At 42.7% G+C, this 21,946-nt stretch carries 22 protein-coding genes and 1 rRNA gene; 13 read left to right on the top strand and 10 right to left on the bottom strand.

Features of this window, described 5'->3' with window-relative positions; all coding sequences use genetic code 11:
• The first annotated feature begins 155 nt into the window (after window positions 1–155).
• Window positions 156–270 (top strand): 5S ribosomal RNA (rrf, locus tag E0H77_RS06385).
• A 122-nt stretch (window positions 271–392) separates the two neighbouring features.
• On the opposite strand, the gene E0H77_RS06380 is transcribed toward rrf, so the two are convergent.
• Entirely contained in the window at window positions 393–1,286 is an 894-nt protein-coding gene (locus tag E0H77_RS06380) for a LysR family transcriptional regulator (RefSeq protein WP_131375920.1), read from the bottom strand.
• 107 nt (window positions 1,287–1,393) lie between these two features.
• Here E0H77_RS06380 and E0H77_RS06375 point away from each other — a divergent pair, with 107 nt between their 5' ends.
• The 3 genes from E0H77_RS06375 (at window position 1,394) to E0H77_RS06365 (ending at window position 4,779) form a co-directional block, all read left to right on the top strand.
• Window positions 1,394–2,338 carry a DMT family transporter gene (locus E0H77_RS06375; protein ID WP_131375917.1) on the top strand — a complete coding sequence of 315 codons (945 nt, stop codon included), beginning with the start codon at window positions 1,394–1,396 and terminating at the stop codon, window positions 2,336–2,338.
• 327 nt (window positions 2,339–2,665) lie between these two features.
• Window positions 2,666–4,024, top strand: a complete 1,359-nt coding sequence (argA, locus tag E0H77_RS06370) for an amino-acid N-acetyltransferase (protein ID WP_131375915.1) — start codon at window positions 2,666–2,668, stop codon at window positions 4,022–4,024.
• Window positions 4,025–4,152: 128 nt separating this feature from the next.
• Window positions 4,153–4,779: a TetR/AcrR family transcriptional regulator gene (locus E0H77_RS06365; protein WP_004902907.1), complete on the top strand. Its 627-nt coding sequence runs from the start codon at window positions 4,153–4,155 to the stop codon at window positions 4,777–4,779.
• Window positions 4,780–4,795: 16 nt separating this feature from the next.
• Here E0H77_RS06365 and E0H77_RS06360 read toward each other — a convergent pair whose 3' ends face one another.
• A complete protein-coding gene (locus E0H77_RS06360; protein ID WP_131375913.1) occupies window positions 4,796–5,368 on the bottom strand; it encodes a 5'-methylthioadenosine/S-adenosylhomocysteine nucleosidase family protein in 573 nt (190 codons plus the stop codon).
• 218 nt (window positions 5,369–5,586) lie between these two features.
• Here E0H77_RS06360 and ribF point away from each other — a divergent pair, with 218 nt between their 5' ends.
• The 4 genes from ribF to E0H77_RS06340 all read left to right on the top strand — a co-directional run bounded on the left by ribF (window position 5,587) and on the right by E0H77_RS06340 (window position 10,491).
• Window positions 5,587–6,588 (top strand): bifunctional riboflavin kinase/FAD synthetase, encoded by a 1,002-nt coding sequence (gene ribF / locus E0H77_RS06355; protein WP_131375911.1) that lies wholly within the window; start codon window positions 5,587–5,589, stop codon window positions 6,586–6,588.
• Between the two features lie 67 nt (window positions 6,589–6,655).
• Window positions 6,656–9,490: an isoleucine--tRNA ligase gene (ileS, locus tag E0H77_RS06350; RefSeq protein ID WP_131375909.1), complete on the top strand. Its 2,835-nt coding sequence runs from the start codon at window positions 6,656–6,658 to the stop codon at window positions 9,488–9,490.
• Window positions 9,483–10,007 (top strand): signal peptidase II, encoded by a 525-nt coding sequence (lspA, locus tag E0H77_RS06345; protein WP_116727834.1) that lies wholly within the window; start codon window positions 9,483–9,485, stop codon window positions 10,005–10,007. The genes ileS and lspA overlap by 8 nt, the downstream gene beginning before the upstream one ends.
• A 1-nt stretch (window position 10,008) precedes the next feature.
• Window positions 10,009–10,491 carry an FKBP-type peptidyl-prolyl cis-trans isomerase gene (locus tag E0H77_RS06340; RefSeq protein ID WP_131375907.1) on the top strand — a complete coding sequence of 161 codons (483 nt, stop codon included), beginning with the start codon at window positions 10,009–10,011 and terminating at the stop codon, window positions 10,489–10,491.
• Between the two features lie 26 nt (window positions 10,492–10,517).
• Here E0H77_RS06340 and E0H77_RS06335 read toward each other — a convergent pair whose 3' ends face one another.
• From E0H77_RS06335 to ubiG, 4 genes are all read right to left on the bottom strand, one after another.
• A complete protein-coding gene (locus E0H77_RS06335) occupies window positions 10,518–10,901 on the bottom strand; it encodes an RcnB family protein (protein ID WP_131375905.1) in 384 nt (127 codons plus the stop codon).
• Between the two features lie 248 nt (window positions 10,902–11,149).
• A complete protein-coding gene (locus E0H77_RS06330; protein ID WP_131375903.1) occupies window positions 11,150–11,896 on the bottom strand; it encodes a YciK family oxidoreductase in 747 nt (248 codons plus the stop codon).
• 32 nt (window positions 11,897–11,928) lie between these two features.
• Window positions 11,929–12,600 (bottom strand): HAD family hydrolase, encoded by a 672-nt coding sequence (locus tag E0H77_RS06325; protein WP_131375901.1) that lies wholly within the window; start codon window positions 12,598–12,600, stop codon window positions 11,929–11,931.
• A gap of 3 nt (window positions 12,601–12,603) precedes the next feature.
• Window positions 12,604–13,317 (bottom strand): bifunctional 2-polyprenyl-6-hydroxyphenol methylase/3-demethylubiquinol 3-O-methyltransferase UbiG, encoded by a 714-nt coding sequence (gene ubiG / locus E0H77_RS06320; RefSeq protein WP_131375899.1) that lies wholly within the window; start codon window positions 13,315–13,317, stop codon window positions 12,604–12,606.
• Between the two features lie 183 nt (window positions 13,318–13,500).
• Here ubiG and E0H77_RS06315 point away from each other — a divergent pair, with 183 nt between their 5' ends.
• Entirely contained in the window at window positions 13,501–14,118 is a 618-nt protein-coding gene (locus E0H77_RS06315; RefSeq protein WP_004902889.1) for a thiol:disulfide interchange protein DsbA/DsbL, read from the top strand.
• Window positions 14,119–14,168: 50 nt separating this feature from the next.
• On the opposite strand, the gene E0H77_RS06310 is transcribed toward E0H77_RS06315, so the two are convergent.
• On the bottom strand, window positions 14,169–14,765 hold the full coding sequence (locus tag E0H77_RS06310) for a TetR family transcriptional regulator (protein ID WP_131375897.1): 597 nt from the start codon (window positions 14,763–14,765) through the stop codon (window positions 14,169–14,171).
• A 375-nt stretch (window positions 14,766–15,140) separates the two neighbouring features.
• Here E0H77_RS06310 and rph point away from each other — a divergent pair, with 375 nt between their 5' ends.
• Window positions 15,141–15,857 (top strand): ribonuclease PH, encoded by a 717-nt coding sequence (gene rph / locus E0H77_RS06305; RefSeq protein WP_131312563.1) that lies wholly within the window; start codon window positions 15,141–15,143, stop codon window positions 15,855–15,857.
• Window positions 15,858–15,895: 38 nt separating this feature from the next.
• Here rph and E0H77_RS06300 read toward each other — a convergent pair whose 3' ends face one another.
• Complete coding sequence (locus E0H77_RS06300; RefSeq protein ID WP_131375896.1) at window positions 15,896–16,273, bottom strand: diacylglycerol kinase; 378 nt, start codon at window positions 16,271–16,273, stop codon at window positions 15,896–15,898.
• 153 nt (window positions 16,274–16,426) lie between these two features.
• On the opposite strand from E0H77_RS06300, the gene ampD reads away from it, so the two are divergent.
• Together ampD and murJ are read left to right on the top strand one after the other, a co-directional pair.
• Window positions 16,427–17,002: a 1,6-anhydro-N-acetylmuramyl-L-alanine amidase AmpD gene (gene ampD, locus E0H77_RS06295; RefSeq protein WP_131375895.1), complete on the top strand. Its 576-nt coding sequence runs from the start codon at window positions 16,427–16,429 to the stop codon at window positions 17,000–17,002.
• A gap of 70 nt (window positions 17,003–17,072) precedes the next feature.
• Window positions 17,073–18,620 (top strand): murein biosynthesis integral membrane protein MurJ, encoded by a 1,548-nt coding sequence (gene murJ, locus E0H77_RS06290; protein WP_131375894.1) that lies wholly within the window; start codon window positions 17,073–17,075, stop codon window positions 18,618–18,620.
• A gap of 55 nt (window positions 18,621–18,675) precedes the next feature.
• On the opposite strand, the gene E0H77_RS06285 is transcribed toward murJ, so the two are convergent.
• Window positions 18,676–19,368: an FKBP-type peptidyl-prolyl cis-trans isomerase gene (locus tag E0H77_RS06285; protein WP_131375893.1), complete on the bottom strand. Its 693-nt coding sequence runs from the start codon at window positions 19,366–19,368 to the stop codon at window positions 18,676–18,678.
• Between the two features lie 307 nt (window positions 19,369–19,675).
• A complete protein-coding gene (locus tag E0H77_RS06280) occupies window positions 19,676–20,374 on the bottom strand; it encodes an FKBP-type peptidyl-prolyl cis-trans isomerase (RefSeq protein WP_131375892.1) in 699 nt (232 codons plus the stop codon).
• A 286-nt stretch (window positions 20,375–20,660) separates the two neighbouring features.
• Between E0H77_RS06280 and tviB the strand changes: the two genes are divergently transcribed.
• Complete coding sequence (tviB, locus tag E0H77_RS06275) at window positions 20,661–21,938, top strand: Vi polysaccharide biosynthesis UDP-N-acetylglucosamine C-6 dehydrogenase TviB (protein WP_131375891.1); 1,278 nt, start codon at window positions 20,661–20,663, stop codon at window positions 21,936–21,938.
• Window positions 21,939–21,946: the final 8 nt, after the last annotated feature.

Here is a 21,946-nt window from a genome sequence, read left to right as displayed (position 1 = left end):
AAAACAGCTTGATTAAGTTAAGCAAAAAGCTAAAATGAACAACTTAAAGTACGACTCAGTTAACCAATCCGTTAATAACTCATTTGGTACGAAGTACGGTAGCAAAAGATCATACGATCTGAGCATAAAACCCGAACAAGTCCATAAACAGTTGTGCTGGCGACCATAGCAAGAGTGAACCACCTGATCCCTTCCCGAACTCAGAAGTGAAACCTCTTAGCGCTGATGGTAGTGTGGGGTTACCCATGTGAGAGTAAGTCATCGCCAGCTCATTATTCTAAAAGCCCCCTGACTCAATAGAGCAGGGGGCTTTTTTTTATGCGTCGATTATTCGTTAAAAGTTGGTAGTATGACCAGTTACGCAAATATACGCATGACGATGATGGATCGAACTAAATCGATTTAATAAGCCAATTGTGAAAGATGTCTGCTGCTTCGCTTAATTTACGATGTTTTTCAAAAACTAAAAATTCTCCATTGCCTGTATTACACTTAAATTCTGTTACCTGTTGTAGTTTACCTGTATGTACCAGTTCATCTGCCATAAAGCTCCATGCTAGTCCTATCCCCATACCTTGTTGTACTGCATGAAAAGCCAGTGTAAGTTGGTTGAAAGTTGGGCTTCCCAAAGCAATTTGGTAAGGCATATTAAAGTGTTGAAACCAGTCTTTCCAATCTAAGCAGTCCCATGCGCTGGCATTAATTTGCACTAAAGGAACTGTAGCTAAGTCCTGTAAGCTATGAATCTGAGAAATATCAATATCAGGATGAGCCACAGGGTAGATAACTTCAGGAATCAAGCATTGGCTATGTAGTGATGACCAATATCCCGCACCATATAAAATGCCGAGATCGTAATGGGTGAAACTGGATTCATCCATCGTATTAATTGCATCGACATGTACCGTGATATCTGGATAAGCTTTATGAAATTCAACCAATTTTGGAAATAACCAAAATTGAGTAAGTGCATGTGTTGCAAGAATAGTGACACAATTTGGCTGATGTATTTTTTGTAACTTAATGATTTTATGTTGTAATTTGTCAAAAATCTGTTGTGTAGTTTGACGTAATTCTTCTCCTGCAGGTGTTAGTATTACGCCACGTGGTTTACGTTCAAACAGCTGAATTTTTAAGGCATCTTCAAGTTGCCGAATTTGCTTGCTGACCGCACTTTGCGTCAGACACAACTCGGTTGCTGCTTGGGTAAAACTACCATGTCTTCCTACTGATTCAAATGCAATCAGGGTTTCAAGTGGTGGGAGTTTTTTAATATAGGGACTCATTTTAAAACCTCTGCTATTCCTTTAGGGAATGGGTAAATTCTAAATGATCTTTAGTCATTTTGCTGTGGTCTGTTTATGCTGCTGTTTTATTTTTAGGAAAAATCAGTATGCGACAAGGCATTATTTTTGCGATTTTAGCCTGTGCTTTATGGGGTGGAACGATTGTTGCCCCATGGTTCATTCCTGAATTTAACCCGATACTGATTAGTAGTGTGCGCTTTGTTCTGTATGGATTGATTTCCTTGGCTTTGGCACTGCCTAGTTTAAAAAAATTGATAAAAAAACTCGGTAAAGCAGATATTTACAAGTTAATCCAGCTCTCGATTGCAGGTAATATTTTGTATTTTGCTTGTATTGGTACTGCAGTGCAGTTTGCTGGAATTACCATGACGTCATTGATTAATGGGTTAATGCCTGTGTCGATTGCTTTTTTAGGGCGAGGTGAGCAGTCGAGCTTGCCATTTTCACAGCTAAAACTGCCACTGTGTATGGTGGCATTGGGATTAATTCTGATTAATTTTATTCCTGATGTATTTTTAGGAGTGCATTCGAGTACTGGGCAGCGAATTTTTGGCATGGCTTGCGTTGTTGCAGCGGTTGGAAGTTGGTCATGGTTTGCGATTCATAATGCGCGTTATTTAAAAGAAAGTGCATTCAATAGTCATGAATGGTCAAGTTTAATGGGGATTATGACTGGGTTAATTGCGTTACCTGCTGCAATTTTAACAATTGTTGTGATGCCAAAAGCTTGGTTTTTACAGCAAACGTCTCAGCAGTGGCTGACATTTGGTGCTGTGAGTTTATTTTTGGCAATTGCAGGTTCATGGGTAGCAAATACCTTATGGAGTGCATCAACCAGACGTTTGCCAATCAGTTTGGGTGGTCAACTGATGGTGTTTGAAACATTATTTGCATGTAGTTATTCTTATATTTTTGCAGGGCGCTTGCCAAGCTTATTAGAAACGATTGCAATTGGTTGTATTTTAGGTGGTGTATTTTGGACGATCCGCTTGTATATGCGGGTGCAAATACTGCAAAAAGCTCAGGTATGAATCAAAAAAAGCCTCAACATCCTGTTGAGGCTTTTTTTGATTCTTCACCGAGGGTACAACTCCTTGTCATACCATAAGGTTTCCATACCTAGATTTTTTATTCTTTTAATTAAGAAACGTCCTGTTTCTGTATGGTTTTATATTAATAAAAAATAGAGGAGCACTATAGCCGCTGACAGCGGTAACTCATGTAAGCAATCACTGACAATGTTGTAATAATCAAATATTCGATTTAATGAACACATTAAAATGTAGCTGCTGCAAGCACTGTTTCTTCGCAGTTTTTTGTTTAGAATATTAGAGATATGCCATACCTTTGAGATCACCATGCAAAAAATACAAGATTCTACTGCGATTGTTCATCAAAATACGCAGGATTATTTGCATTGGTTTCGTCATTCCGCTCCGTATATTAATGCGCATCGTAATAAAACCTTTGTGGTGATGTTTGATGGTGAAGCCATCCAGCATGAGAATTTTCAATATATTATTCATGATATTGCATTGCTGCATTCTTTAGGAATCCGTTTGGTGCTGGTGTATGGCGCACGCCCACAAATTAATGCGCAATTGCAGATTCAACATTTGCAAACACCATTTCATGATGTGCGCCGGATTACCACTCGTGAAGCATTACCTTGTGTGATGCAGGCGGTGGGGGCAGCGCGTATGCAAATTGAAGCATTGTTGTCGATGGGGCTTGCCAATTCACCGATGTTTGGTGCGCGGATTGATGTGGTATCGGGGAATTTGATTACTGCGAAACCGTATGGTATCCGCGATGGTATTGATTTTCAGCTCACAGGAGAGGTACGTAGTGTTGATGTTGATGCCATGACTCGCTTGTTGGAACGACATAATATTATTTTGCTAGGCCCAGTGGGCTATTCAACCACGGGTGAAGTATTTAACTTGCTGGCGGAAGAAGTGGCAACTAAAACTGCGATTGCGCTCAAAGCTGAAAAATTGATTTTCTTGGGTAATCAGAATGGGGTATTCAACTCGCAAGGACAGTTGCAGCGTGAAATTGTGCCGCATCAACTCGATCAATATATTACGCAATATCAGCAAGCTCAAAGTCAAATGGCGCTGTATTTACAAGGAGCAAAAGATGCAGCATTGAATGGCGTACAGCGGGTACATGTTTTGCCTTATGCGCATGATGGTGCATTAATTCAGGAACTATTTACCCGTGATGGGATAGGGACAATGGTAACCGATGCGCATTATGAAGAAGTACGTATGGCCAATATTCAGGATGTGGGTGGTTTAATTAACTTACTGCGTCCACTCGAAGAACAGGGGATTTTAGTCTACCGTTCGCGTGAACGCTTAGAAACCGAGATTAATCAGTTTGCGGTGATTGAGCGTGATGGAACGATTTTGGCTTGTGCGGCTCTATATCCGATTCCAACGACAGCAGATGAAATGGCGTCAGCAGAAATTGCTTGTGTGGCGGTACACCCAAGTTATCGTAAGTCAAATCGTGGTAGCCAGATTTTACATTTTCTTGAAGAAAAAGCCCGTACGTTAAACATTTGTCAGCTCTTTGTTTTAACCACACGCACAGCCCATTGGTTTCTGGAACATGGCTTTAGCCATGCCACAGTCGATGATTTGCCAAATGCTCGACAAGCACTATATAACTATCAGCGTAATTCCTTGGTATTTAAAAAGATAATCTGAAATTTCGATGCAGTTTATAAATCCCATTTTATTTTTATGGAATAGCATTTTTCCTGACAAGATGAGTGCACAAATTCACAGAATTGCTCTACAATCAAAATCATTTCTCTGAAATTGTTGTGTTGGCAATGGAACTAAAGAAAAGTACGCAAAAACGTAATCAACTTTTAAGTGCTGCCTTAGATGTATTTTCTGTGTACGGTTTTAATGGGGCAAGTCTGGATGAAATTGCTCAGCTGGCACATATGCACAAGTCGAATATTTTCTATTATTATGAAAATAAAGAGGCGCTGTACGTTGAAGTGTTGATGTCTGTTCTTCAAAAATGGATTGAGCCACTGCAATTGTTTGAGTCGGGCTTGGCTCCAGAGGAAATTTTAACGCAATATATTACCCAGAAAATCGAGTTTTCAAGAACGAATCCAAAAGCATCGAAACTGTTTGCTTTGGAAATTATTCAGGGCGCGCCATATATTCAGACAGTACTGAAAGGTTCAATTAAAAAACACGTCAAGCGTAAACTCAAAGTGCTACAGCAATGGCAGGCCGAAGGTAAAATGGCGGCACACATAGACCCTGAGTTATTTGTTTTGAATTTATGGTCAATTACTCAAAGTTATGCCGATTTTGATGCACAATTTGCAGCCATTCTAGGTAAAACCTTACGTAATCGCAGCTTTCACCAGCGTGCGATTCAGCATACCGTAGCGATGCTATTACACGGTAGTCTGACTTCTCCTCCAGTGCAAGAATGATGCTAGTGGATCAAATCTAAAAGTGTTTTTGATAGAGTTGTAAGAGTTTTTCTGCACCCACTTTTAGATTGTCTTGCCAGTCGATATGTGCAGTGTCGTCTGCGCCATCGGTAATATATTTGACTGAAATCAGGCGCACACCTAACTTTTTACAGACTTTTGCCAGTGCATAACCTTCCATGTCGACCACCTGACATTGAACTTTAGGTAAGCCTGTTTCAAATGAATCGCCTGTGCCGCAGACTGCATGTGGAAGCTCAAGAAAATAGCGATCGAGTTCAATTTCTGCTGGGTGATCATCATCCATTGGCGTGGTGCCGATCGGAAAGCCAAGCGGAGAAACATCCATATCGCGTTGAACAAATTGTTGTACTTCGACCAGTGCATGGCGTGGAAAACTTGAGCTACCAGCTGTACCAAAGTTGATCAAGGTTTTACAACCTGTACGCTGAATTACGTCATAGGCTTTAAATGCCGCATTGATTTTACCAATACCACTATAGTGTACTGGAATACCATGCTGTTCAAAATAACCTTGCGATTCGCTAGGGAGAGCCATAATCAGGGCATGGTCGTGCAAAGTGTTCAATCGATCTTCTCTTTGGAGTTAAGGCTGCGTGTTTAGTATAACCAAATTGTGTTGATCTGTAAGAGATATGCTAAGTTTGTTTGTTCGAAATAAATGTAATTTTTTATAGATAAACATATGTTTTTAATCATTAAATTTTGATAAAAACAACCACAAGACGAATTGATCAGAATATGGCACAATAGTTGGCTTTGAAATCATCAATTTTTAAAAGTGCCATGAAGCTACTTCGTTTGAATGTAATGACAGCCGATTTAGATTTGCCAAAGACTGCCGTCACCATTGGTAACTTTGACGGTGTGCATCTTGGGCATCAATCCATGATTGCTCAGCTCAAACAAGCAGCGCAAGCCGAGCAGTTGAAAACTGCCGTGATGATTTTTGAACCGCAACCTTTGGAGTTTTTTAAAGGTTATCAGGCCCCGCCACGCATTACTTCATTGCGCGAAAAAGTCGAATATTTAAGCGAACTGGGTGTGGATTATGTGGTGATTGCCAAATTTGACAATCACTTTCGTAGCTTGAGTGCCGAGCAATTTTCAGAGCTTTTAAAACAACAACTCAATGCCCAGCATTTGGTGTTGGGTGATGATTTTCATTTTGGCAAAAACCGTCAGGGTAATGCCGAGTTTTTACGTCAGTATGGCTTTGGTATCACCAACCTACATACCGTAGAACTTGATGGCGAGCGTGTCAGCTCAACCCGTATTCGTGAAACCTTGCAAAAGGGGGATCTGGCATTGGCTGCGCGCCTGCTGGGTCGACCTTATAGTATTACAGGGCGGGTACAATATGGTGACCAGATTGGACGCACCATTGATTTCCCGACCATTAATGTGCGTTTAAACCGTCATCGTCCGTGTATCAACGGGATTTATGCGGTTGATGTGGTCTGTGAAACAACAGCACTCGATGCCAAAGTCCGCCAAGACTCACCTGATCAACTCGGTGTTAAGGGTTATCAACCGACGGCATTGTTTGGTGCTGGACATGTCGGTACGCGTCCTGCGATTCGTCAGGAACACCCGCAATGGCGTTTAGAAGTACATTTTCCTGAGGTTTCTGCTAATCTGTATGGTTTATTAATGCGAGTGACATTCTTACACTTTTTGCATGGTGAACGGAATTATCCTTCTTTAGAAGCACTCAAAGCCGGAATTCAGGATGATGTTGTACAATTACGTATGTTTCGTGAGCAACACAACGAATTTCCTTTTTAAATTTTAGTTTTAATCTTGATGGTACAACGTGTCGGCGTTAGCGCAGACAGAACTGGAAGCAACTTGCATGAGCGATAAGCAAACACCTGAAAATGCAGTGGATTATAAAGCCACATTGAATCTGCCAGGTACTGAATTTGCAATGAAAGCAAATTTGGCAGTACGTGAACAAAAATGGTTAGAAGAGTGGTACGCTGACAACATTTATCAGCAGATTCGTGCTTTGCGTATTGGCAAGAAAAAATATGTGCTTCACGATGGCCCTCCGTATGCCAATGGTCAGATTCACCTTGGGCATGTGGTCAACAAAGTTCTCAAAGATATTATTGTTAAAAGCCGCACTTTAGATGGTTTTGATGCGCCGTATGTGCCAGGTTGGGACTGTCACGGTTTGCCAATCGAGCTTAAAGTCGAAGAAAAAGTCGGTAAAGTCGGTGAAAAAGTTGATGCTGCAACTTTCCGTAAACACTGCCGCGAATATGCCTTAGAGCAAATCGATATTCAGCGCAATGACTTCAAACGCTTGGGTATTTTGGGCGATTGGGACAATCCGTATTTGACCATGAACTTCAAACAAGAAGCGGATATTGTGCGTGCTTTGGGTACAATTCAGAAAAATGGTCACATTCAGCCAGGTTTAAAACCAGTCAACTGGTGTTTGGACTGTGGTTCAGCTTTGGCAGAAGCCGAAGTCGAATATGAAGATAAAAAATCCGATGCGATTGACGTCGGTTTCTCTGTGGTTGATCTTGCCGATTTGTCAGCGCGTTTAGGCGTTGAAGTCAAAAATCCAACTGACTTGGTGATCTGGACAACCACACCTTGGACATTGCCTGCCAACCAAGCAGTTGCATTGCATGCTGAAATTGAATACCAGTTGGTACAGGTACAAACGGATCGTGGCGCGCAAAACCTTGTGTTGGCAACGAGTTTGGTTGCATCTGCATGTGAGCGTTACAAATTAGAAAATCCTGTAGTTTTAGCTGACTTCGTTGGTGCAAAACTGGAAAATCTACAGCTGCAACATCCACTGATCGCAGAGCGCCAAGTGCCTGTAATTTTGGGTGAACACGTCACTGCCGATAGTGGTACAGGTGCAGTTCATACCGCACCAGGTCATGGTGTAGACGACTATAAGGTTGGTCTGATTTATAACCTGAAAGTAGACAATCCTGTGGGTGGTAATGGCGTGTATTTGCCAACTGCACCGATTTTTGCAGGCGAGCATATCTATAAAGCCAATCCGAAAATTATTGCTGCATTGGGTGAAACTGGTCGTCTTTGGGCGCACAATCCGATTAAGCACAGCTATCCACACTGCTGGCGCCACAAAACTCCAATCATTTTCCGTGCAACACCACAATGGTTCATTAGCATGGATCAGCAAGGTCTACGTGATAGTGCATTGAACGCGATTGAAAAAGACATTCAGTTTGTTCCGAACTGGGGTCAAAACCGCATTCAATCCATGATTGAAGGTCGCCCAGACTGGTGTATTTCCCGCCAACGTACATGGGGTGTGCCAATCCCGTTCTTTGTGCATAAAGATACCAATGAGTTGCACCCGCGTACGCCTGAGCTGATAGAAGAAGTTGCAAAACTGATTGAACAAGAAGGCATTGATGCATGGTTTAATCGCAGTGCCAAAGATTTCTTGGGTGAAGATGCTGACCAGTACAATGCAGTACGCGATACTTTAGACGTCTGGTTTGACTCTGGAACAACCCACTATGCGGTGCTTGAGCAACGTGATGAATTACAAAGCCCTGCGGATTTGTATCTGGAAGGTTCAGACCAACACCGTGGCTGGTTCCAGTCATCTTTGTTGACTTCGATCGCGATTCACAACCGCGCGCCGTATAAAGCTTTGTTGACGCATGGTTTTACTGTCGATGAAAAAGGTCGTAAATTGTCTAAATCTTTAGGCAACTACATCCCACTGGAAGAAATCATCAAGCAGTTGGGTGCAGACGGTCTACGTTTATATGTGGCATCGAGCGATTATCGTTATGAAATTGCAGCATCTAAAGAAATCTTTAGCCGTGTCAGCGACAGCTATCGCCGTATCCGTAACACTTTACGTTTCTTGTTGGCAAACTTAAATGGTTTCAAACCAAGTACTGATTTGTTACCTGTTGAGCAATTGATCGCACTCGATCAATACATCTTGCAACGTGCCAACGAAGTTCAAAACGTCATTACTCAAGCTTATGACGAAATGAATTTCCACGTGGTGTGCAGCGCATTGACCAACTTCTGTATCAATGACTTGGGTGGTTTCTACCTCGACATCATTAAAGACCGTCAGTACACCACCAATGCAAATTCACAAGCACGTCACTCAGCACAAACTGCGTTGTATCATCTGGTACAAGCTTTTGTTCGCTGGATGAGCCCAATCTTGAGCTTTACGGCACAAGAAGCGTGGCCGCTGATTCCAGAGCAATCTGAACAGTACGTGTTTACCACTGAATGGTATGCAATTCCAACAGTGACGGCTAACTTGTTGTCAGAGGCGGATTGGCAAACATTAATTCAAGTAAAATCAGCAGTAAATAAACAGATTGAAGTGGCGCGTAACGCTAAACTCATCGGCAGTAATTTGTCGGCGAAAGTTGAACTTTGGGCGCAACCTGAACTTGCTGCGGTACTCAACAAATTGGGCGATGAACTCCGTTTTGTCTTGATTACTTCGCAAGTGGCGGTGCATGCTTTTGCAGAACAAGGCGAAGCAACTGAGCTAGATGGATTACGTGTTCAGGTGTCTGCTGCTGAAGGTGAGAAGTGTGCACGTTGTTGGCATGTCTTACCAGATGTCAACACACATGCAGCACATCCTGGTTTATGTTCTCGTTGTATTGTGAATGTTGCCGGTTCTGGCGAAGAGAGAAAGTATGCCTAATCCTCAAAACAAGGGTTTAGTATTTCATGCGTATAACATCCTGTGGTTGGGGCTGTCTGCCCTAGCCATCGGGCTGGATCAATGGACCAAACACATTGCCAGCACCGCTTTGATGTATGCGCAACCTGTTCCTGTGATGCCATTTTTAAATTGGACATTACTGCATAACTATGGTGCGGCGTTTAGCTTCTTGTCGGATGCAGGCGGTTGGCAGCGTTATTTGTTTATGGGACTGGCTGGGCTCGTGTCTTTGATTTTTGTATTTTGGCTGATGCGTATGCCAAAGTATACGAAGGTTTTACCTGCAGCAATTGCCTTAATTTTAGGTGGTGCGCTAGGTAATTTGATTGATCGGGTAACTTTGGGTTATGTTGTTGATTTTATACATGTTTATTATCAAAATCACAACTTCCCAGCGTTTAATGTTGCCGATAGTGCGATTACCTTGGGAACGATTTTGTTGTTAATCGACACGTTCTTTTTGGAAAAGCAGCGCAAAGCGGATGTAAAAAACTAAGATGGTTGAAATTATTAATCCCAATGAAGAAACCCGCGTCAGCGAAGGTTCAAAAGTTGATTTGCATTTTTCAGTTGCGATTGAAAATGGCGTGGAAATTGACAATACCCGTAACCGAGAAGAACCTGTCAGTCTGGTGATTGGTGATGGTAACTTGTTACCTGGTTTTGAAAAGGCACTCTTTGGTTTACGTGCAGGTGATCGCCGTACCGTGCATTTACCCCCTGAAGATGCATTTGGTCCTTGGAATCCTGAAAATATTCAGCGTTTTGATACAGTCAAATTTGAGCAGCGTCCAGTGGTTGGACACATGATTGAATTTGAAGATAAAGCTAAATCAAGCTTGTTTGGTGTGGTGAAGTCGGTAAATGAGGATATTACTGAAATCGATTTTAACCATCCTTTGGCTGGCAAGAATATTACCTTTGAAGTCGAGATTTTCAAGGTGACGCCAGCAGGGCAGCAAGGCATTAAAATTATGTAATAAAAAAGCTCCTTCGGGAGCTTTTTTTAATGTACCTGAATAATGGTATTGTCATCATCAATCAGCAAATAGTCATTATTGACTTTATACCACTGCTGCCCATGCTTAGGTCTAGGTAGCTGATAATAATTATAATCGACTTTGTAACGGTCACTACGGTAGTGTTGTGGCATGGTATAGCCCGTTTGCCACTTGAGTTGTTTTAAGCGTTCAAAACCACGCTCTTCACGTTGGCGGCGACGTTCTTGTAAATCTTGCAATGAAACAGCATCACGGTACTCATTTGTAGAATCAAAAAAGCCGTCGCCACCACGACCCGGATTTCCACCATGCGGCTGGCCTGCAAAAGCAACGGGGATACTTAGCCAAACAGTCAAGCATAGCGCCATCGCTGTTAAACTTTGTTTCATTTTGCTTCCTCGAATGTATTACGTATGCCTAACTGGCTTGACTACTGTATAAAAAAAATGCAGAGAAACTGTGAAGATCATGACATGATTTTTTAAAAAACATTGGAATATTGGCTATATTCACGATTCTTATGCAAATTTTATTGTCATTGTGATCTAAAAACAGCATCTTCATTTAAAGATGCTGAAGTTCGGGGCAAAGGCATCAGATGCAGACGTTAAAATAATGATTTTATCTAATGGTCACATCAGTTTTGTGCGTTAATACTTTGACCATTCATCCCGATGCTGTCTTCGCCCATAAGGTATAAATATGCAGGCATTAGGCTTTCTGGTGTTGGTAAGCTGAGCGGGTCTTCTTGTGGGAAAGCTTTGGCACGCATCGCGGTACGAGTTGCCCCTGGATTAATGCAGTTGTAGCGAATGTTGGCAAAGCTATTTTCACTAGCAAAAATCTTGTTCATGGCTTCAACCGCAACTTTTGAAATCGAATAAGCACCCCACATGGCACGTGCTTCACGCCCCACACCTGAGGAGGCAAATACCACAGAAGCACTTTCTGATTTTTGTAAGAGAGGTAACAGCGTTTGCGTCAAAATAAACGGTGCGCGCAAATTGACCGCCATGACTTCATCCCAGACATCGACTGGATAATCTGCCAAAGCCACCCGTTCGCCTAAAATACCCGCATTATGCAAAATACCATCGAGGCGACCAAACTGGTGTTCTAGAGTATCGACCAAGTGTTCGTATTCACGGCTAGAGGCAGTGGAGAGCTGTAAAGGGAGAATTGCAGGTTGCGGTGCACCCAAGCTTTCAATTTCATCATAAATGACTTCAAGTTTGTTCAGCGTGCGTCCATGCAGTACCACTGTTGCACCATGCAAGGCATAACTGATGGCTGCTGCACGCCCAATACCTTCACCCGCACCTGTAATTAAAATAATTTTGTCTTTTAATAAGTCAGTTCGAGGTTGATATTCTGAATATTTCATTATGAAACCTCCATTCGTCATTGATTTGTTTATTAAATTTTTAGATGTTGCTGCAAGACCTGCTGAAGCTGTGCGACATTTTCAATAATGCAGTCAGCTTGCCATGCCTGTAAATTATCGCGCTGCTGTACAGGTAGATAACCATAAGAGGCAAGTATTGTATACATTTCTGCATTGCGACCTGCTTCAATATCGCGCGGATGATCACCCACATAAATAATCTGCTGCGGGTCAATCTCAAGCTGTTTGGCAGCTAAAAACATCGGTTCTGGGTGTGGTTTGGCATGTGTGACATCGTCAGGGCAGACCAGAACCGAGCAACGCTGTTGTAAATTCAGCGCTTCTAATAACGACTCGCTCAAATTGCGCGGTTTGTTGGTGACAATGCCCCAAGGAATCTGGTGCTGTTCCAGCATTTCAAGCAGCGGGTACATGCCTTCAAACAGATCGGTATCCACCACAATCTGTTTACCATAACGCTCTAGAAAGTCTTGGCGATGTGCCAAGAAAGTTGCATCATCAAGCGCGAGTTCTGGGTAGACCAGTTTCACCATTGCACGTGCGCCTTCAGACACCTGACTGCGAATACAGTCGGCGTCTACGACAGGGCGCTGCTGTTCACGGCACATGTCTTGAATAATACGAATAAAGTCGGCCGCTGTATCAATCAGCGTACCATCTAAATCAAATAAGACTGCTTTCATTGCTTAGACCAGATTTTGTGTATACACCATATAGTTCACATCGACATTCGGCGCGAGCCAATAATGTTTGGTGAGTGGATTGTAATGTAAGCCCGTCATTTGTTTCAGTTTCAGACCTGCGGCTTGAATGTCTTGAGCCAGCTCGGATGGGCGAATAAATTTATGATAGTCATGTGTGCCTTTAGGCAACATCCGCAATAGGTATTCAGCACCAATAATGGCAAAGAGATACGATTTTGGATTGCGGTTAATGGTAGAGAAAAACACATGACCATTAGGTTTGACCAAACGTTGACAGGCTTGAATAATGGAAGCAGGGTCGGGCACATGCTCCAGCATTTCCATACAGGTCACGACATCGTATTGACCTGCCTGTTCTTCGACAAGCTGTTCGACAGGAATTTGACGATATTGGATATTGGCGACCTGTTCTTGTTCGGCATGTAAACGTGCCACCGCCAGTGGTGCTTCGCCCATGTCAATACCAAGTACTTCTGCTGCCCCGCGACGTGCCATGCTTTCTGCCAAAATACCGCCACCGCAGCCGACATCGAGCACTTTTTTTCCACGTAAGCCGCCAGACAGTTCGTCAATCCAGTTTAAACGTAACGGGTTGATCTGATGCAAGGGCTTGAATTCGGAATGCTGGTCCCACCATTTGGCTGCGAGAGCTTCGAATTTTGCAATTTCTTGTGGATCAACATTCAGCTGTGACATGACCTTCACCTCAGTACAGTGCTTCATTTTTAAAAGATTTGTTTTCGTTGCTAGTGTAGCGCGTCTTGGGAAAAAAGCGATAAAAGCTGTAAAAAAGTTGACAGAAACAAAACGTTTTTTGCATAGATGTTTTATAGTTAACAGCTAAGCTAGTCAAAATCTTATATAAGGAAACATCAATCAATGAAAAAATTCATTATCAATGGCTTAGCTGCAACAGTTATGGCATTTTCAGCCAACGCTATGGCGGCGGATTTTGTTGCGGGTAAAGATTATACGGTTTTGCAAAATCCTGGTAAGGTTGATGTTCCAGGGAAAATCGAAGTTCGTGAATTTTTTTGGTATGGTTGTCCACACTGCTTTAAATTAGAACCATATATGCAGTCATGGTTGAAAAAATTACCTAAAGATGTGAATTTTGTCCGTTCTCCTGCAGCCATGAACCCAGTTTGGGAGTCAGGTGCACGTACGTATTATGCTTCTGAACAACTCGGAGTACGTAAACGTACCCATTTGGCATTGTTTGATGCCATTCATTTGAAAAACCAGCAAATTTTTGATCAGGCTTCAGCGGCACAATTTTTCACCAAATATGGTGTGCCAGCAGCAAAATTCAATGAAGCCTATAGTTCTTTTGCAGTCACTGCCAAAGTTGCACAGTCCAATCAGCTCGCTGCGCAATATCAGTTAACAGGTGTGCCTGCGGTTGTGGTGAATGGTAAATATCTGGTTCGAGGTGAAGATGGCAAAGTACCTCAAGTGGTGAGTTACTTAATTAACAAAGAGCGCCATAGTAAATAATACACCTGATGTTTTTTTAAGCGTATGTTCACATGCGCTTTTTTATTGGCTTAAGGAAAGTGAATAAATTGAAGCTGTTGTATGAAGCACTGTAATAACTGATCTTTTTGCTGGGTTTCATGGTTATGCAGCCATTTGATGATCCAGGCAAAATGCAATTCAATGCAGAGCTCTGCCAACGCTAGGGGTTGTTGAGGATTAAGCCACTGCCCAGCATATCTTTTGTTGAGTAGCTGCGCCAGATCATCAATTAAAAACATCACTTCCTGACGGATTTTTTCTTGAAGAAAAGTTCCTCCCCCCCAGCGTTCTACAATAAAAAAATGCCAATGTGCAGATTTTTGCTGGATCTGACCACAAAACAACGATAAATGCGTTTCGAGTATTTCACTGTTTTTATGTTGGATATGCTCCGAAATCTGAGTCAGGTGGCTTTTGATAATTAAAGAGGTTTGATCCACCAGTTCGATTGCCAATTGTTCTTTGTTTGGAAAATAACGATAAAAGGCACTAGGCACCATGCCGACTGCTTGTGCCAGTTGCCGTAAACTAATGCTGTTAAAACATTGACCTGCATAGTTCAGCTTTAATACCTGTTCCAGAATTGCTTGCTGACTCTGCAATTTACGCTCTGCACGTATTGACATAGCAAGTCCATCCTTACAATTTTTTTTCTATGTATTGTGAAATAAGTATAGCGGTTCTTGTAAAAAGAAGATGTGTGTTTTTGCTATATTTTGAAAATATTAAATATAAATCATATGGTTATATAGTTAATGTGATTATTTGGGTTTGAGCGAAATCAACTCGCCTAAAAAGCAGTAGGCGATGCTTACACCAGCAGATTCATTTACATCTTTAAAAAAAGAATATTCTTTTTCATAAAAAATAATTAAATTCAAAATCTTGTATTTTTATTAGTCGATGAGCTTTATGTGTCGAATAGATCATTTTCTAAAATTGGGCAATGATTCTGCTATACTTGCCCGTGAATTTTTTGGCTGAACACTGAAGGAAAAATTATGCGTATTGACCAACGAGCATTAAACCAATTGCGTGATGTGAAAATTACACGTAACTACACGCGCTATGCTGAAGGCTCGGTTCTCGTTGAGTTTGGTCATACCAAAGTCCTTTGTACCGCAAGTATTGATAACAGTGTACCGCGCTTTTTAAAAGGTCAAGGTCAAGGTTGGGTGACAGCAGAATACGGCATGTTGCCACGTTCGACTCATACCCGTTCTGACCGCGAAGCGGCACGTGGTAAGCAAACAGGTCGTACTCAGGAAATTCAGCGTTTGATTGGGCGTAGTCTGCGCGCCATGATTGATCTGAAAAAACTCGGTGAAAATACCATCACTATCGACTGTGATGTGATTCAGGCCGATGGTGGCACACGTACAGCAGCAATTACAGGCGCTGCGGTTGCACTGGTCGATGCCATGAATGTTTTGCTTGAGCAAAAGAAAATTAAGCATGACCCACTTAAAGGTTTGGTCGCGGCAATTTCTGTGGGTATGTACCAAGATGAAGTGCTGCTTGATCTTTGCTATGAAGAAGATTCAAACTGCCAAACAGACCTCAATGTGGTGATGACACAGGCTGGTGAGTTTATTGAAATTCAGGGTACAGCAGAAGATAAGCCATTTACCCGTACCCAATGTAATGCCATGTTAGAACTGGCTGAGCAAGGTATTCAAGAACTGATTAAAAAACAGCAACAAGCTTTAGGCTGGTAAGTCAATCGCTAAAAAAAGACTCCGTATGGAGTCTTTTTTTATTTGAAGATAAGAATACTTGCCCATGCAATTGCAATCATACTCAGCGTCACAAATTGTGCAGCACTGCCCATATCCTTGGCATTTTTTGCCAGAGGATGACGTTCTAGTGAAATGCGATCCACTACCGCTTCAATTGCTGAATTGAATAATTCAACAATGAGCGCCAGTAAGCCCACTAAAATCAAAATCAAATGCTCTAATTTTGACAAACTGAGCCATAAATTTATCGGGAGTAAGACAATATTCAGTAAGACAATCTGGCGAAAGGCGGCTTCATAGCGAAAGGCGGATTTAAATCCAGCGATTGAGTAACTCGTCGCATTCAGAATACGTTTGATTCCTGTTTTGCCTTTCAGCGGTGAGTATGGATCCATGATAGTCTACAGATAAAGAAACTAGGGGTATGTTAATCAACCTCTGGTAAAAAGTAAAAAATAACGAGATGCTCGGAGCTTGGATTTTTAAGTTACGCAGTTCAGGTCTGGGTCAGTTAAAATGCTTGCATGTGATTTAATGCGGGAGTGAAGATGCAAAACCAGACAAAATTTAAAGTAATGGATGGCGTGTTACACGGTGCACAGCAGTTGCCTTCCCCGAATTTTAATCAGCGTCCTGCTCAAACGCAGATTCGGCTAGTGGTGATTCATAATATCAGTTTACCGCCTTCGCAATTTGGAGGAGGTTACATTCAGCAGTTTTTTCAAAATCAACTGGACTGGAATGCACATCCGTATTTTCAAACCATTAAAGGTATGCAGGTTTCAGCACATCTTTTAATACTAAGAACAGGTGAAGTCCTGCAATTTGTCAATTTTAATGATCGGGCATGGCATGCTGGGCGTTCGAGCTATTTGGGTGTGCCTGAATGTAATGATTATTCGATTGGGATTGAACTGGAAGGCAGTGATGACCTCCCATTTGAATCTGTACAATATCAGGTGCTTGCACAGGTTGTATCAGCTTTGCAGCGAGCTTATCCGCAGATTCAGCAGCATATTGCGGGGCATTCCGATATTGCACCGCAGCGTAAAACCGATCCAGGGATGCATTTTCACTGGGCAGATTTTCGAGAATTGTTACACAAAGAAAATCACAGAAATTGAAGAATTAATAACGAAATTGTTTGGGCTTTTCATTAAAATAGCCACTTCCAATTTGACTTAGGTGTAAGCGATGGCGCTTTGGCGGTCGACCTTTATCGTGAGTGCAATGACCATGCTGTCCCGTGTGTTGGGACTGGTGCGTGACATGGTGTTGCTGAACGTGTTTGGTGCAGGCAAAGAATTCGACGTCTTTGTAGTTGCATTTCGCATTCCCAATTTTTTCAGGCGACTGTTTGCCGAAGGTGCATTTTCCCAAGCCTTCATTCCGATTTTGACTGAGTACAAAACCGGACGTTTACATGCAGAAGTGCAAATCCTGATTAGTCGGGTGTTTGGCTGCCTGCTGGTGGTGATGTCGTCGATTACCTTGCTCGCCATGATCATCGCGCCTGCCGTGGTGTATATCTATGCGCCAGGTTTCCACAATGATCCCGACAAGTTCGCACAAGCGGTTGAAATGTTTCGTTTGACTATTCCGTATTTGATGTTTATGTCACTGACGGCATTTGCCAGCAGTATCCTGAACAGTTACGGCGCATTTTTTAGTCCAGCGTTTTCTCCAGTTTTGCTGAATCTGGTGATGATCGCAGGGGCATGGTGGCTAACGCCGTATCTGCAAACCCCAATCATGTCATTGGGCTGGGCGGTGCTGGCAGCGGGCTTTATTCAGCTCACCATCCAGATTCCTGAGTTGTGGCGCAAGAAATTGCTGATTCCACCACGCATCGATTTCAAACACGAAGGGGTGGAGCGTATTCTCAAGCTGATGCTGCCTGCACTGTTTGGCGTGTCGGTGACGCAAATCAATCTGTTGCTGAATACCATTTGGGCATCATTCATGCAAAGTGGTTCGGTGTCATGGTTGTATAGCGCCGAGCGTATGACTGAGTTGCCACTGGGTTTAATTGGCGTGGCGATTGGTACAGTAATTTTACCGTCATTGTCAGCGCGTCATGCTGAGCAAGACCTCGAACGCTTTCGTGGCATGATTGACTGGGCTGCACGTGTCATCATCATGGTGGGTGTGCCTGCTAGTGTGGCTCTATTTATGTTGTCAACGCCGATTATCCAGACCTTGTTCCAACGTGGTGAGTTTACCGCAGAAGACACCCACATGACCTCACTGGCATTGCAGTGTATGAGTGGTGGTGTATTGGCATTTATGCTGATTAAGGTGTTTGCTCCTGGTTTTTATGCCCAGCAAGATACCAAAACCCCAGTTCGTGTGGGCTTAATGGCGGTTGCTGCCAATGCGATTTTAAACGTGATTTTGATTAGCTTCTTTAAATCCATTCACTGGCATGCTGAGCATATGGCACTTGGAATTGCATCTTCAGGTTCGGCATTCGTCAATGCAGGGATGCTGTATTACTACTTACATAAGCGCAATATTTACCGTTTTGGTGCACACTGGAAAAAGATTTTTGCACAGTATGGCTTTGCCAATTTATGTATGGCTGGCGCACTGGCGTATGGTTTACATCTATACGACGGGCATTTGTCTACATGGATGAAAATCGTAGAGCTAACAGCACTGTGCGTGGTTGGAGCGGCTACCTATACGATTGGTTTATTGCTTTCAGGCTTTCGCCCGCGACACCTCCGTCCTGAGCATTAAATATAAAAAAACCGACATTAAGATGTCGGTTTTTTTTAACTGATTTTTTAATTCTTTATTTAATTTTAAGCAGCTCTACATCAAAAATCAGGGTGCTGTTGGGGCCGATGGCATCGCCAGCACCAATTTCACCATAACCCAGTTTGGCTGGAATAAAGAAGCGGGTTTTACCGCCTTCTTTCATGGTCAGTAAACCTTCGGCCAAGCCGCTGACCACTTCACTGACTCGAAAATCAGCCGCCTGTTCACGGGCAATTGAGCTATCGAAAACGGTGCCGTCAATCAGCCGACCTTCATAGTTGATTTCAACTGTACTATTTTTGCTTGGGCTTTTGCCTTGACCTGCTTTGATCACTTGATATTGCAGACCTGAGGCAGTAGTCACTACGCCAGCTTGGTGGGCATTGTTGGCTAAAAAATCAGCGCCAGCTTTAGCATTGATTTGAGCTTGCTGCTGATGTTGCAAAAGGTCTTTGGCTTCAGCTTGTTTTTTATAAAGCGCCAAGGCATTTGCCATTTCCTGTTCTGATAATGCAGGGTTTTGGTTGTGCGATGCAGCAGTCAAGCCCTGAACAAAGGCATTTAAATCGAGCCCTTGTATAGCTTCAGCATTACTTTTTCCCAAAAGATAGCCAAAACTATAACCTGCTTGTGTGCTAAGCGAGCTATTGGCATCAATGGCGCTGGCTGCCCATACGGGCGTGGATAAACAAGAGAAGATACACACAAAGCTCAGGATTTTTTTCATTATCATCTTCCTAAAATACAAATGGAGAGCAGGGTTTATTGATATTTCATCTATGTCCTACGTTATTGGCAAAATGACTTAAACCAGACATGGAACGAAAGCAATGGTGATTCCATTGTCGAGTTTCATAACCAAGTTTTAGCCCTAATCCGTGGCAACTCGGTTATTTTGAGTATTTCTTGGTTAATAATGATTTATTTAGAATCACTAAATTTCATCGTTCTTGCCTCGAAATACTCAAAAAATAGCTGTCGTCGCAGACGCCTGCGAAACCTCAACAGACCCTAGTGACTTTCCATTGTTTTGATTATTTCACAGCAAGTAAATCGACCTTGAAGATCAATACGCTATTTGGTGGAATGGTTTGGTTACCTTGTTCACCATAAGCCAGTTTGGCTGGAACGTAAAGCATGATGCTGCCACCTTCTTTGAGCAATGGAATCCCTTCAATCCAGCCTGGAATCGTACCTGCAAGTGGGAATTCAGCCGGTTCACCGCGCGCATAGCTGCTGTCAAAGACCGTACCGTCAACCAGTTTGCCTTCATAATTCACTTTTACAGTTGAATTGGCAGTCGCCTGTTTGCCTGTACCTTGTTTGATGATTTCATATTGCAAACCAGAAGCTGTGGTTTTTACGCCAGCTTTCTTGCCGTTTTCAGCAAGGAAAGTTTTGTTCTGTTGTTGCAAGTTGGTCAGCTTGCCTTGTAATTCTTTTTGATAATTAACGATAGCTTCTTTAACTTGCTGATCGTTGTAAGCGTGCGGTTTGTGTTCGCGAGCGTCACGCAGACCTTGGGCAAAACCGTCAATATCCATTTCAGGAGAAACCTGACCACCCATTTGGTAGCCTTGCATATAGCTCAGAACCTTTTTCGGTTCAGATGACGTGCCTGCTGATGCGCGATGGGTCTTTGCTGGAGCAGGGTGTTGAGATGCATAAAAAACAGGAACAAGTGCAGCGCCGCCTAAAATAACTGCAACAGCAACGGGTAAGGCTTTACTCATAAGAGGAATCCAATTTTATTTGATTAAAACAGCTTGCCTGATCATGCAGGCATTGGTGGCTCTAAGCATATAATGGATTGTAAACAAACGGTATGTTTTTTGTGTGAAGTAACCGCCTAATCTGACCAAAAACGTGTTTTAAATCTGTAAATAAAGCCAGCCGGTACTAAAGCTCGAACTCGCTTTTTTATCCGAAAAATCAGTCTGATTTCTGTTATATTAGTCAGCCTGTAAGGATCATCCATTATGATCCTCTTTTACTTTATTGATTAGGATCGGACTGTCTATGTTGCAACGAGATCAACTCAAAATCGCGATTGTTGGTTTAGGCTATGTGGGACTCCCTCTGGCTGTCGAATTTGGTAAAACTGTCGCAACAGTCGGGTTCGATATTCAACAAAAGCGTATTGATGAACTTCGAAGCGGTCAGGATCATACTTTGGAAACCTCGCCAGAAGAATTACAACAGGCAAGCCATTTAAGCTATACCACCCAGATTGATGATTTACAGGATTGTAACTTCTTTATCGTGACTGTCCCGACGCCGATTGACCAGTATAAACAGCCTGACTTAACCCCGTTGGTGAAAGCCTCAGAAAGTATTGGTCGAGTCCTGAAAAAAGGCGATATCGTGGTATACGAGTCGACCGTGTATCCGGGAGCGAGCGAAGAAGTGTGTATTCCTGTACTGGAAAAAGTGTCAGGTCTCATCTTTAATCAGGATTTCTATGCAGGTTATAGCCCAGAGCGCATTAACCCAGGCGACAAAGAACACCGCGTCACTAATATTTTAAAAATTACTTCGGGTTCAACCCCTGAAATTGCCGATTATGTCGATGAAGTCTATAACCTGATTATCACCGCAGGTACACACAAAGCTCCGAGTATTAAAGTCGCTGAAGCGGCAAAGGTCATTGAAAACACCCAGCGCGATGTCAATATTGCACTCATCAATGAACTGGCGTTGATTTTCAATAAAATGGGCATCGACACCGAAGATGTGCTCAAAGCCGCAGGCACCAAGTGGAACTTCTTACCATTCCGTCCAGGTCTGGTGGGTGGGCACTGTATTGGGGTTGATCCGTACTATTTAACCCATAAAGCGCAGGCAATTGGTTATCATCCTGAAATTATTTTGGCGGGTCGCCGTCTAAATGACAGTATGGGTGCTTATGTGGTGACGCAACTGGTCAAAACCATGGTGAAAAAGCGTATTCAGGTCGAAGGCGCAAAAGTCTTGGTACTGGGTCTGAGCTTTAAAGAAAACTGTCCAGATATCCGCAACACTCGCATCATTGATATTATTCATGAATTGCAGGAATACCACATTCAGGCCGATGTGTATGATCCGTGGGTCGATGCTGCCGAAGTGCAGCATGAATATGGTTTGGAACTGACTGATCAGCCGAAAAACCATTACTATGATGCGGTGGTGTTAGCCGTTGCTCATCAGCAGTTTAAACAGTTAAGCCGTGACGATATTGCCAAAATGTGTAAAGCCAATTTTGTGCTGTATGACTTGAAATATGTGCTCGATAAAGACTGTGTGGACATCCGTCTGTAAGCGGCATC

Source organism: Acinetobacter brisouioides, from assembly GCF_004331075.1.
Lineage (GTDB): Bacteria > Pseudomonadota > Gammaproteobacteria > Pseudomonadales > Moraxellaceae > Acinetobacter.
The sequence above is the reverse complement of the archived record's forward strand: the minus strand, read 5'-3'. Positions and strand labels throughout refer to the sequence as shown.